Source organism: Micromonospora sp. KC721, assembly GCF_004348355.1.
GTDB lineage: Bacteria > Actinomycetota > Actinomycetes > Mycobacteriales > Micromonosporaceae > Micromonospora.
Genome location: NZ_SMJY01000195.1, coordinates 1 through 11,424, shown reverse-complemented (window position 1 = coordinate 11,424; position 11,424 = coordinate 1). Strand labels below are relative to the sequence as shown.

Annotated in this window: 11 protein-coding genes; 9 read left to right on the top strand and 2 right to left on the bottom strand. The window is 72.4% G+C overall.

Going from position 1 to position 11,424, the window contains the following annotated elements; translation table 11 throughout:
- Positions 1 to 7: 7 nt before the first annotated feature.
- Positions 8 to 1,093, bottom strand: coding sequence for a 3-deoxy-7-phosphoheptulonate synthase (locus tag E1182_RS25185; RefSeq protein WP_132269713.1), 1,086 nt, complete (start codon positions 1,091 to 1,093; stop codon positions 8 to 10).
- A gap of 309 nt (positions 1,094 to 1,402) precedes the next feature.
- Between E1182_RS25185 and E1182_RS25180 the strand changes: the two genes are divergently transcribed.
- Positions 1,403 to 2,554, top strand: coding sequence for an alkaline phosphatase PhoX (locus tag E1182_RS25180; RefSeq protein WP_132269711.1), 1,152 nt, complete (start codon positions 1,403 to 1,405; stop codon positions 2,552 to 2,554).
- Positions 2,555 to 2,580: 26 nt separating this feature from the next.
- A complete protein-coding gene (locus E1182_RS25175) occupies positions 2,581 to 2,796 on the top strand; it encodes a hypothetical protein (protein ID WP_207914358.1) in 216 nt (71 codons plus the stop codon).
- On the opposite strand, the gene E1182_RS25170 is transcribed toward E1182_RS25175, so the two are convergent.
- Positions 2,793 to 3,545 (bottom strand): phosphodiesterase, encoded by a 753-nt coding sequence (locus tag E1182_RS25170; RefSeq protein WP_132269709.1) that lies wholly within the window; start codon positions 3,543 to 3,545, stop codon positions 2,793 to 2,795. The genes E1182_RS25175 and E1182_RS25170 overlap by 4 nt on opposite strands.
- A gap of 99 nt (positions 3,546 to 3,644) precedes the next feature.
- Here E1182_RS25170 and E1182_RS25165 point away from each other — a divergent pair, with 99 nt between their 5' ends.
- The 7 genes from E1182_RS25165 to E1182_RS25135 all read left to right on the top strand — a co-directional run bounded on the left by E1182_RS25165 (position 3,645) and on the right by E1182_RS25135 (position 11,283).
- A complete protein-coding gene (locus E1182_RS25165; protein WP_132269707.1) occupies positions 3,645 to 4,940 on the top strand; it encodes a pitrilysin family protein in 1,296 nt (431 codons plus the stop codon).
- On the top strand, positions 4,937 to 6,283 hold the full coding sequence (locus E1182_RS25160) for a pitrilysin family protein (protein ID WP_132269705.1): 1,347 nt from the start codon (positions 4,937 to 4,939) through the stop codon (positions 6,281 to 6,283). The genes E1182_RS25165 and E1182_RS25160 overlap by 4 nt, the downstream gene beginning before the upstream one ends.
- Positions 6,284 to 6,367: 84 nt before the next feature.
- Positions 6,368 to 7,393: an aspartate-semialdehyde dehydrogenase gene (locus E1182_RS25155; protein ID WP_132269703.1), complete on the top strand. Its 1,026-nt coding sequence runs from the start codon at positions 6,368 to 6,370 to the stop codon at positions 7,391 to 7,393.
- A gap of 72 nt (positions 7,394 to 7,465) precedes the next feature.
- Positions 7,466 to 7,882, top strand: coding sequence for a CBS domain-containing protein (locus E1182_RS25150; protein WP_132269700.1), 417 nt, complete (start codon positions 7,466 to 7,468; stop codon positions 7,880 to 7,882).
- A 184-nt stretch (positions 7,883 to 8,066) separates the two neighbouring features.
- Positions 8,067 to 8,435: an SCP2 sterol-binding domain-containing protein gene (locus E1182_RS25145; protein WP_132269698.1), complete on the top strand. Its 369-nt coding sequence runs from the start codon at positions 8,067 to 8,069 to the stop codon at positions 8,433 to 8,435.
- Positions 8,435 to 10,510 carry a glycogen debranching N-terminal domain-containing protein gene (locus E1182_RS25140; RefSeq protein ID WP_132269695.1) on the top strand — a complete coding sequence of 692 codons (2,076 nt, stop codon included), beginning with the start codon at positions 8,435 to 8,437 and terminating at the stop codon, positions 10,508 to 10,510. The genes E1182_RS25145 and E1182_RS25140 overlap by 1 nt, the downstream gene beginning before the upstream one ends.
- 23 nt (positions 10,511 to 10,533) lie before the next feature.
- Positions 10,534 to 11,283, top strand: a complete 750-nt coding sequence (locus tag E1182_RS25135; RefSeq protein ID WP_132269693.1) for a 1-acyl-sn-glycerol-3-phosphate acyltransferase — start codon at positions 10,534 to 10,536, stop codon at positions 11,281 to 11,283.
- Positions 11,284 to 11,424 lie beyond the last annotated feature (141 nt).

Genomic DNA, 11,424 nt, shown 5'->3' with positions numbered 1-11,424 from the left:
GGCTGGCTCAGGCGGGGGTGTGCAGGGTGGCGCGGCGGGCACGGACGGCCTGGGCGAGGTGGCCGAGGACCTCGTCGGTGGTGTCCCAGCCAATGCAGGCGTCGGTGATCGAACGCCCGTAGGTCAGCTCGCGGGTCGGGTCCAGGTCCTGCCGGCCGTCGAGCAGGAAGCTCTCCAGCATGATCCCCACGACGCCGCGCTGACCGGTGGCGAGCTGCGCCGCCACGTCCGCGACGACCTTCGGCTGATTGCGGTGGTCCTTGCCGCTGTTGGCGTGGCTGGCGTCGACGACCACCCGCTCGGGCAACCCGGCGGCCCGCAGCAGGCCCAGCGCGCCGGCGACCGACTCGGCGTCGTAGTTCGGGCCGTCGTTGCCGCCGCGCAGCACCAGGTGCCCGTCGGCGTTGCCCCGGGTGTGCATGATCGCCGGGGTGCCGGACACGTCGATGCCGGGGAACACGTGCGGCACGCCCGCCGCCCGGATCGCGTCGACCGCCGTGGAGATGCTGCCGTCCGGGCGGTTCTTCATGCCGATCGGCATGGACAGGCCGGAGGCGAGCTGCCGGTGCACCTGGCTCTCCACGGTCCGCGCGCCGATCGCCCCCCAGGCGACGGTGTCGGCGATGTACTGCGGGGTGATCGGGTCGAGGAACTCGCAGCCGACCGGCAGGCCGAGGCGCAGCACGTCGAGCAGGAGCGCCCGGGCGACGCGCAGCCCGCGGTTGACGTCGCCCGAGCCGTCCAGCGCCGGGTCGTTGATCAGGCCCTTCCAGCCCACCGTGGAGCGCGGCTTCTCGAAGTAGACCCGCATCACCACCAGCAGGTCCTCGGCGTACCGGTCGGCGGCCTCGCGCAACCGGTGGGCGTAGTCCAGGGCCGCGGCGGGGTCGTGCACCGAGCAGGGGCCGACCACCACCAGCAGCCGGTCGTCGGCGCGGTCCAGCACCTGGCCGACCGCGCGCCGCCCGGCCAGCACGGCCGAGGTGAGCGAGGCGTCCAGGGGCAGTTCGTGCAGGAGCAGAGCGGGGGTGGTCAACGGCACGACGCGGTCGATCCGTTGGTCGATGACCGCGCCGGTCTCCGGGGTCGTCACGGTGGGATTCCTTCCGCCGACCGTGCCCGGGGCCGGTACCCGGGTGGAGCCGGCTGCTCGTACGCAAAAGGGCAGGAACTTCAGCTCCTGCCCGGCCGGCTCGAACTCAGGTGACGTCAGCTCATGGTGAGGTCACCGGCGTCGGAGCCGGCTGCCTAAACCATCGATACGAGCACGTCACGTCGACCAGCGTACCCGACCGGTCGGGGAAGGCTCACCGGGCTGTCCGGAAAGCCTCGCCTGGAGTTTACCCGCGTCGATGCCCTCGTCGGTAACTTCGTCGGCACCTACAGCAATCTGGGAGGTCTGATGGACCGTCGTACCGTCCTGCGCGCCACCGTCGCCGGTGGTGCCGCCGCCTTCGCCGGCAGTCTGTGGTCCGGCGTGGCGTCGGCCGCCCCGGCCCAGCCCGGCCCGAGCCCGTACGGGCCGCTCGGCGCCGCCGACGCCAACGGCCTCCTGTTGCCCGCCGGCTTCACCAGCCGGGTGATCGCCCGCTCCCGGCAGGTCGTGCCCGGCACCTCGTACAGCTGGCACGACGCCCCCGACGGCGGTGCCTGCTTCACCGCCGGCACCGGCTGGATCTACGTCTCCAACTCGGAGATCACCCCGGGCGGTGGGGCCTCGGCGATCCGCTTCCACGCCGACGGGACGATCGCCTCGGCGTACCGGATCCTGTCGAACACCAACCAGAACTGTGCCGGCGGCGCCACTCCGTGGGGCACCTGGCTCTCCTGCGAGGAGGTCAGCCGCGGCTTCGTCTACGAGACCTACCCGCAGGGCGGCACCAACGCGGTGCAGCGCCCGGCGCTGGGGCGGTTCAAGCACGAGGCGGCGGCGGCCGACCCGCACCGCAAGGTCATCTACCTCACCGAGGACGAGAGCAACGGCTGCTTCTACCGGTTCACCCCGACCGTCTGGGGCGACCTGTCGAGCGGAACGTTGGAGGTGCTGGTCGCCGGGACCGCCACCAGCGGACCGGTGACCTGGGCGCCGGTGCCCGACCCGGACGGCTCTCCGACCGCCACCCGCGGCCAGGTCTCCGGGGCGAAGAGGTTCAACGGCGGCGAGGGCTGCTGGTACGCCGACGGCACCTGCTGGTTCACCACCAAGGGCGACAACCGGGTCTGGGCGTACGACGCGGTCAACCAGCGGATCGACCTGGCATACGACGACTCGCTGGTCTCCGGCACCGCCCCACTGACCGGGGTGGACAACATCACCGGCACCGGCTCGGGGGACCTCTACGTCGCCGAGGACGGCGGCAACATGGAAATCAACCTGATCACGCCGGCCGGGGTGGTCGCGCCGTTCGTGCGGATCAGTGGGCAGAGCAGTTCGGAGATCTGCGGCCCGGCGTTCTCCCCGGACGGCAGCCGGCTCTACTTCTCGTCCCAGCGCGGCACCTCGGGCTTCTCCTCCGGCGGCATCACCTACGAGGTGCGCGGCCCGTTCCGCTGACCGGACACCGGGGTAACACCATCGACATGACCCACGAGCAGAGCGACCAGGAACGGATGGAGTCCCGCGCCCACCTGCTGCCGGAGGAGGCGGCGGTCGGCAGCGACGACCCGCAGGCACAGGCCGAGGCGATCCTCACCGAGTCCGACATCCGCGAGGCGGACCAGAACGCCGCCCCCGACACGGTGCTGGAGCACCGCACCTCCGATCAGACGGTGGCGGTGAGCGAACCCCCGGACTAGGACAGCGGGCGACGCGGTGGTCGCCCCGGCGGTGGCCACCGCGTCGACGCACCCCGTGCCCGGCGGGACCCGGCGTAGGTCTGCTCGCGCAGCCAGGCGACCGGACCCGCCGCCCGCAGGCCCGGTGGCAGGTTGCCCACCGGGTCGAAGGCGATCGCCGCGTCCGTCCGGGCGTCCAGCGGGTCGCCCAGGGTCACCTGCCCGAACGGCCGCCACGGCCCGGTGGCGGACGCCGTCGCGAGCACCAGCCGTGGTGCCCCCGCCCGGGCCGCCGCGGCCACCTCGGCGAGGTTCCGGCCCAGGTCAACCGAGTCCGGGTCGGCCAGCGCCGCCAACCAGAGTCGCCGCCGTCCCACCCGGTACGGCATGATCGTGCTGTACGTCCCGGCGAAGCGGCGGCGGGGCAGCGGCAGGTGACGCAGCACCGGCGCGGCACCGCTGGAGCTGACCAGCAGGTCGAACGGGCGACCCGGTGGCCGGTGCAGCCGCACGGCCAGCCCCAGCACGTCCGGCCATGCGCCGGGGGTCGGCACCCCCTGCGACAGCCGCGCCGTGGCCCGGTAGCGGCCGGGGTCGTCCAGCAACCGGACCCCGGTGGGGCGGTCCGGCGTACCCCAGATCGTCACCTCGGCGGTGAAGGTGCGGCCGACCGGATGCAGCAGGCGGGCCTTGCGCCAGCCGGCCAGGACGGCGGCGGCCCCGGCGACGGCGGCCCCGGCGACGGCGAGCGTGGTAGAGCGGTTGCGCATACCCCTGCGGTACCCCGCGCCGGCCGGTCGATGCCATCGGCACAGGCACGCTCGTCCCGGGAGTCCCGTTCCGCCCCGGAGATCGGATAGCGTCGGGGCATGCCCGACAGCGGTTACCCCTGGCCCATCGAGACGACCCGACTGGACAACGGCCTGCGTGTGGTGGTGAGCGAGGACCGCACCGCGCCGGCGGTGGCGGTCAACCTCTGGTACGACGTGGGCTCCCGGCACGAGCCGGCGGGGCAGACCGGCTTCGCCCACCTCTTCGAACACCTGATGTTCGAAGGCTCACTCAACGTGGCCAAGACCGAGCACATGAAGCTGATCCAGGGGGCCGGCGGGTCGCTCAACGCCACCACCAACCCGGACCGCACCAACTACTTCGAGACCGTGCCGGCCGAGCAGCTGGAGTTGGCGCTCTGGCTGGAGGCCGACCGGATGGGCGGACTGGTCCCGGCGCTGACCCAGGAGACGCTGGACAACCAGCGTGACGTGGTGAAGAACGAGCGCCGGCAGCGGTACGAGAACGTCCCCTACGGCGACGCCTGGCTGCGGCTGCTGCCGCTGCTCTACCCGCCGGGGCACCCGTACCACCACGCGACGATCGGTTCGATGGCCGACCTGAACGCCGCCGACCTGGCCACCTTCCAGGAGTTCCACGCCCGGTACTACGCCCCGAACAACGCGGTGCTCACCGTCGTCGGCGACGCCTCCGCCGCCGAGGTGTTCGCGCTGGCCGAGAAGTACTTCGGCGCGATCCCCGCGCGGGCGGACATCCCCGCCGCCCCGGACGGCCGTGACGTCCCGGCCACCGGCCGGGCCGCCGTCGAGACCGTCACCGCGGACGTGCCCGCCCCCCGCGTGTACGTCGCGCACCGCACCCACCCGTTCGGCACCCCCGGGTACGACGTGACCACCGTGCTCGCCGCCGTGCTCGGCAGCGGCCGGGGCAGCCGCCTGTACCAGCGGCTCGCCGACGGGGAACGGATCGCCCAGCCGGACACCGTCGGGGCGTACGGGGTGGACCTGGCACACGCACCGGCGCCGCTGATCGTCACCGCCACCGCCCGCCCCGGGGTCACCGCCGAGCGACTGGCCGCCGGAGTCGCCGAGGTGGTCGACGAACTGGCCACCGTCCCGGTGACCCACGCCGAGCTGGACCGGGCCAAGGCGCTGCTGAGCACCGCCTGGTGGCGACAGATGTCCACCGTGGACGGCCGGGCCGACACCCTCGGCCGGTACGCCACCCAGTTCGGCGATCCGGCGAAGGCGGCCGAGCGGCTGCCCGCCTGGCTCACGGTGACCGCCGAGCAGATCGCCGAGACGGCCGCCGAGGTGCTCGGCGCCGCCGACCGGGTGTCCCTGACCTACGTGCCCGAGGAGAAGCCCTCATGACGCTGATCGCCGCCCGTCCCGGCACGGGGGTCGCCCGCCCGTACCGGTTCCCCACGGTGGTCCGGCGCGACGTCGCCGGCGGCCGGGTCGTCGCCGCTCACCTGCCGGGGCAGAACCTCGCGGTGGCGGTGTTGCTGCTCGACGCCGGGGCCGGACGGGAACCAGTCGGCAAGGAAGGGCTCGCCGGGGTGCTCGCCAAGGCCCTGGAGGAGGGCACCGCGCAGCGGGACGCCACCGCGTTCGCCCTCGCCGTGGAGGGGCTCGGCACCGAGCTGGTCACCGGCCTGGACTGGGACTCGTTCCAGGTCAGCGTCCAGGTGCCGGTGGAGCGGCTGGGCGCCGCCGTCGAGTTGCTGGCCGAGGCGGTCCGCACCCCCCGGCTGGAACCGGAGGACGTACGTCGGGTCCGTGACGACGAGGCGAACGCGCTGCGGATGGACTGGGCAAACCCGGGTCCGCGCGCCGACGCGGTGCTCCGCGCCGACCTGTTCGGGCACGACAACCGCTGGGGCCGGCCGATGTACGGCGACCCGGAGTCGGTGGCCGCCCTCGACGTCGAGGACGTCACCGTCTTCCACTCCGAGTGGTTCATCCGCCCCGGCACCCTGGTCGTCGCCGGTGACCTGGACCGGCTCGACCTGGACGCGCTCGGCGCGGCGGCGTTCGCCGGCACCGGCGGCGGCCCGGCGGATCGGGGCGGTCCGATCGACGTGTCACCACGCCCCGGCCGGCGGATCATCCTCGTGGACCGGCCCGGCTCGGTGCAGTCCACGCTGCGACTCGGGCACCCGTCGCCGCACCGCGCCCACCCCGACCACGTGCCCATGACGTTGGCCGGCACGGTGCTGGGCGGGGCGTTCACCTCCCGACTCAACCATCTGATCCGTGAGGTGCGGGGCTACACGTACGGCATCCGGGGCGACTTCGCCTCGTCCCGCCGGTTCGGCCGGTTCGCGGTCGCCTCCGGCGTGCAGACCGCGGTGACCGCCCCGGCTCTGGTCGAGGCGGTGGGGGAGATCACCCGTACCCAGGTGACCGGGGTGACCGAGGACGAGCTGGCGGTGGCCCGTTCGTGGCGGGCCGGTCAGCTCTCGGTCGAGTTGCAGAGCCCTCGGGCGATCGCCTCGGCGCTGACCACCCTGGTGGTGCACGACCTGCCCGACGACTACCACGCCCGGTTGCGCGAGTCGCTGCTCGCCGCCGATGTGGCGCAGGTCTCCGCCGCAGCCGCCGCGCACCTGCATCCCGAGGCGCTCACCCTCGTGGTCGAGGGCGACGCGGCCCTGATCCGGGACGATCTCGTCGCCACCGGCCTGGGCGAGGTCACCGACCATCAGGTGTGATTCCGGTCGCGTCACCGGCGGCGTCGGCCCGGGCGGTGGGAAAGGATTCCCATCCGGCCGGGCCGCGTGGGTAGCCTCGCGGGCATGAGGATCGGCATTGTGGGGGCCACCGGCCAGGTCGGTGGCGTGATGCGGCAGGTGCTGGCGGAGCGCGACTTCCCGGCGGAGCAGGTGCGGTTGTTCGCCTCCGCCCGGTCGGCCGGGCGTGCCCTGCCCTGGCGCGACGGCGAGGTGACCGTCGAGGACGCGGCGACCGCCGACTACTCGGGGCTGGACATCGTGCTCTTCTCGGCGGGCAAGGGCACCGCGAAGGAGCTGGCCCCCCGGGTGGCCGCCGCCGGCGCCGTGGTGATCGACAACTCCTCGGCGTTCCGGATGGACCCGGCGGTGCCACTGGTCGTCGCCGAGGTCAACCCGCACGCCATCACCGACCGCCCGAAGGGCATCGTCGCCAACCCGAACTGCACCACCATGGCCGCGATGCCGGTGCTGCGTCCGCTGCACGAGGAGGCGGGGCTGGCCGCCCTGGTCGTCTCGACGTACCAGGCGGTCTCCGGGGCCGGCCTGGCCGGCGTGGCCGAGCTGGACGAGCAGGTCCGCAAGGTCGCCGAGGACGCCGCCGGGCTCGCCTTCGACGGCTCGGCCGTGGAGTTCCCCGCCCCGCGGTCGTTCGCCCGGCCGATCGCCTTCAACGTGCTGCCGTTGGCCGGCTCCATCGTCGACGACGGCTCCGCCGAGACCGACGAGGAGCAGAAGCTCCGCAACGAGAGCCGCAAGATCCTGGAGATCCCCGACCTCAGGGTCTCCGGCACCTGCGTGCGGGTACCGGTCTTCACCGGCCACTCGCTCCAGATCAACGCCCGCTTCACCCGGGCGATCACCCCTCAGCGCGCCCGTGAACTGCTCGACGGCGCTGCGGGTGTGGCCCTGTCGGACGTACCGACCCCGCTTCAGGCCGCCGGCCAGGACCCGACCTACGTGGGCCGGATCCGGGCCGACGAGACCGTCGAGCACGGGTTGGCGCTCTTCTGCTCCAACGACAACCTGCGCAAGGGTGCCGCGTTGAACGCGGTGCAGCTCGCCGAGCTGGTCGCCGCCGAACGCGGCTGAAGCCGCGGCGGGCGGGTTACCGGTCCGGTGACGCCGGGTAGTCGGGCGTGCCGACACCGAGAGGGGAGCACCATGACAACGGTCGGAGAGTTCATGACGACCCGGTTGGTGACCATGGACGCGAACGACACGCTCACCGCGGCGGCGCAGGAGATGCGCGACAGCGCGATCGGGGACGTGGTGGTGACGGCGGGTGACGACGTGGTCGGCATCGTGACGGACCGGGACATCACCGTCCGCGCCGTGGCGGAGAACAAGGATCCGAACACCACCCGCCTGAAGGAGATCAGCAGCCGGGATCTGGTGACGGTCAGCCAGTACGACGACGCCGTCGCCGCCGCCGACCTGATGCGCACGTACGCCGTCCGGCGGCTGCCGGTGATCGACGACGGCCGGCTGGTCGGCCTGATCTCGATGGGTGACCTGGCGGTCGAGCGGGAGCCGCAGTCCGTGCTCGCCGACATCAGTGCCGACGACCCGAACAACTGACCGTCCAGCGCGGGCGATGCGACGCCGGTCCCTTCCCGGGGCCGGCGTCGCGCCGTTTCCGCACCGGCTCGCGTGCCGGTTGCGGGGCCTCACCCGATCCGGGCGAGGTTGACCCGGCTGTCGGTGGGCACCCCGCCGGAGTACTTCGCCATGCCGTGGCACGACGGGAAGAGAGGGCCCGACGGTGGACGCGACCACGCGGTTCTTCGAGGATCTGGACCGGCGGGGATACGATCCCGCGCTGGCCAAGGCTTCCGGCAAGTTGCGCTTCGACCTGCAGCAGGGGGCGCAGACCACCCACTGGCTACTCGAGATCGACCGGGGGAACCTGCGGGTCACCCAGGACGACCGGGAGGCCGACACGGTCATCGGCACCAGCCCGGAGACCTTCGAGGAGATCGCCGCCGGCCGGGGCAACGGGATGTCGGCGCTGCTGCGCGGGGACATGACGGTGACGGGCGACCCACGGCTCGTGGCGCAGGTGGAACGGATCTTCCCCGGCCCGGCGGAATCGACCGGGCCGCGCCGGCTCTTCCGCAGGGAGGTGCGCTGATGGCGTCGAGCAACACGATCCGGATCCTGGACGGCAACACCTTCGTGGTGTCGCAGGACACCGGCGACATCGAGGCGACCCCGAGCGAGCCGACCGGCCTGTTCTCCATCGACACCCGGTTTTTGTCCGAGTGGATCCTCACCGTCAACGGGGAACGCCTCAACGCGCTCTCCTACGACGACCTCCAGTACTACGAGGCCCGCTTCTTCCTGGTGCCCGGGATGGCCACCCACTACATCGACGCCAAACTGTCGATCATCCGCGAGCGCGCGGTCGGCGGCAGCTTCCGGGAGCAGGTGACCATCCTCAACCACGACGAGAAGCCCGTGGACCTGGAGATCCGGATGGAGGCCGGCTCGGACTTCGCCGACCTGTTCGAGGTCAAGGACGAGATCGTCAACAAGAAGGGCGAGACCTACGCCGAGCCCGAAGAGGACCGGCTCCGGCTGGGGTACCGGCGTGGGAACTTCGTCCGGGAAACCATCATCTCGTCGTCCGAGCCGGCCCGGTACGACCGCAACGGCTTCGCGTACTCCGTGCACCTGGAGGCGAACGAGCAGTGGGAGACCTCGATCGACGTGCACACCGTCGCGCTCGGCCCGGGCGGGCGCGACCTGCGGATGGGCCTGCAGGCGCACGGCACCGAGCGGCTCGCCCTCGAGCGCGACCTACAGGAGTGGATCGCCAGGGCGCCGAAGGTGAACAGCGAACACGAGGACCTGGCCGCCACGTACCGGCGTAGCCTGGTCGACCTCGCCGCGCTGCGCTTCTCGCCGCTCTCCCTGCGCGGCCAGGCCCTGCCCGCCGCGGGCCTGCCCTGGTTCATGACGATGTTCGGCCGGGACAGCATCCTGACCTGTCTGCAGGTGCTGCCCTTCGCGCCCGAGCTGTCGAAGACCACGCTGCGTATCCTCGCCGCCCTCCAGGGCACCCGGTTCGACGACTTCCGGGACGAGGATCCGGGCCGGATCCTGCACGAGATGCGCTACGGCGAGACGGCCGCGTTCGAGGAACAGCCGCACTCGCCGTACTACGGCTCCGTCGACGCCACCCCGCTGTTCGTGGTCCTGCTCGACGAGTACGAGCGGTGGAGCGGGGATGTCGCACTGGTCAAGGAGTTGGAACCGGAGTGCCGGCGCGCGCTCAGGTGGATCGACGACTACGCCGACCTGGTTGGCAACGGCTACATCTGGTACGAGCGGCGCAATGCCGACACCGGCCTGGAGAACCAGTGCTGGAAGGACTCCTGGGACTCGATTTCGTACTCCGACGGCACGCTGCCGCCGTTTCCCCGGGCCACCTGCGAGGTGCAGGGGTACGCGTACGACGCGAAGCTGCGCGCCGCCCGGATGGCCCGGGAGTTCTGGGGCGACCCGGCGTACGCCGACCAACTGGAGCGGGAGGCGGCGCAGCTGAAGGAGCGGTTCAACCGGGACTGGTGGGTGGCTGACGGTGAGTTCTACGCCCTTGGCCTGGACCCCGACGGCCGGCAGTGCGACGTGCTCAGCTCGAACATGGGGCACCTGCTGTGGAGCGGCATCGTCGACCACGACCGGGCCGAGAGGGTGGCCGAGCATCTGGTCTCCGACCGGCTCTTCACTGGGTGGGGCGTGCGCACCCTCGCCGCGGGGGAGGTGCGGTACAACCCGATCGGCTACCACAACGGCACGATCTGGCCGTTCGACAACTCCTTCATCGCCTGGGGGCTGCGGCGGTACGGCTTCGCCGAGGAGGCCGGCACCATCGCCAGCGGCATCCTGGACGCCGCCCGATACTTCGACGGCCGGCTGCCGGAGGCGTTCGGCGGTTATCCCCGGGAGCAGACCAAGTTTCCGGTCGAGTACCCGACCGCGTGCAGCCCGCAGGCCTGGTCGACGGGGGCCCCACTGCTGCTGATCCGGACGATGCTGGGCCTGGAGCCGCACGAGGGGCACCTGGCGGTGGATCCGGTGCTGCCGGTGGGCATGGGGCGGATCGAGGTGCTGGACATTCCCGGCCGGTGGGGTCGGGTCGACGCCTTCGCCCGGGGCCGGCTCGAACTGCACCACACCCGCTCGGCCCCTACGGCGGCGTAACCTACGCGCGGTAAAGTTGCCGGATGCCGGAACTCGTGTATCCGCCCGTGATCGCCGCCGCCAAGACGATGTTCCGGGTCCTCGACCTGCGACTGACCGTCGAGGGCAGCCACCACGTCCCGCGCTCCGGCGGGGCCGTCCTGGCCAGCAACCATGTCAGTTACCTGGACTTCATCTTCTGCGGCTACGGTGCCCAGGAGTCGGGCCGCCTGGTTCGGTTCATGGCCAAGCACGAGGTCTTCGCGCACAAGGTCTCCGGTCCCCTGATGCGCGGCATGAAGCACATCCCGGTGAACCGGTCGGCGGGCGCGGGGTCGTACAACACGGCGGTGGGGGCGCTGCGCCGGGGAGAGGTGGTCGGCGTCTTCCCCGAGGCGACGATCAGCCGGTCGTTCACGGTCAAGGACCTCAAGAGCGGGGCTGCCCGGATGGCGCAGGACGCGGCCGTGCCGCTGCTGCCGGTGGCGCTCTGGGGCACCCAGCGGCTGTGGACCAAGGGTCGCCCGAAGAACCTCACCCGCCGGCACACCCCGATCACCATCCTCCTCGGCGAGCCGATGGACCCGGCCGCCTACCCGGACGCCAACGCCATGACGGCCGAGTTGAAGAGCCGATTGTCCGCGCTGGTGGACCGGGCCCAGCAGGAATACCCGGAGAAGCCCGCCGGCCCGGAGGACGCCTGGTGGCAGCCGGCCCACCTGGGCGGCACCGCGCCCACCCCGGCGGAGGCGGTCGAGCTGGACCGGCGCGGCCGACGCCCCGCCACCTCCTGATCTCGCCGGGGCCGGATCACGGGACGGCCGGCGTGGTCGTGCGCGGTCGCGGCGGGCCGGCGCTTGCGGCCGGGCTCGTGTGACATTTCCCAGGGTGGCGACGCTGGAGACACCGAAAGGCGCTGGGCGGGGACCCTCCCC

Bases quoted from the DNA above. Each gene is read 5' to 3' on its own strand.
- E1182_RS25180 (WP_132269711.1), top strand. From the start codon at position 1,403: ATGGACCGTCGTACCGTCCTGCGCGCCACCGTCGCCGGTGGTGCCGCC.
- E1182_RS25160 (WP_132269705.1), top strand. From the start codon at position 4,937: ATGACGCTGATCGCCGCCCGTCCCGGCACGGGGGTCGCCCGCCCGTAC.
- E1182_RS25165 (WP_132269707.1), top strand. From the start codon at position 3,645: ATGCCCGACAGCGGTTACCCCTGGCCCATCGAGACGACCCGACTGGAC.
- E1182_RS25150 (WP_132269700.1), top strand. From the start codon at position 7,466: ATGACAACGGTCGGAGAGTTCATGACGACCCGGTTGGTGACCATGGAC.
- E1182_RS25140 (WP_132269695.1), top strand. From the start codon at position 8,435: ATGGCGTCGAGCAACACGATCCGGATCCTGGACGGCAACACCTTCGTG.
- E1182_RS25175 (WP_207914358.1), top strand. From the start codon at position 2,581: ATGACCCACGAGCAGAGCGACCAGGAACGGATGGAGTCCCGCGCCCAC.
- E1182_RS25155 (WP_132269703.1), top strand. From the start codon at position 6,368: ATGAGGATCGGCATTGTGGGGGCCACCGGCCAGGTCGGTGGCGTGATG.
- E1182_RS25170 (WP_132269709.1), bottom strand. From the start codon at position 3,545: ATGCGCAACCGCTCTACCACGCTCGCCGTCGCCGGGGCCGCCGTCGCC.
- E1182_RS25135 (WP_132269693.1), top strand. From the start codon at position 10,534: ATGCCGGAACTCGTGTATCCGCCCGTGATCGCCGCCGCCAAGACGATG.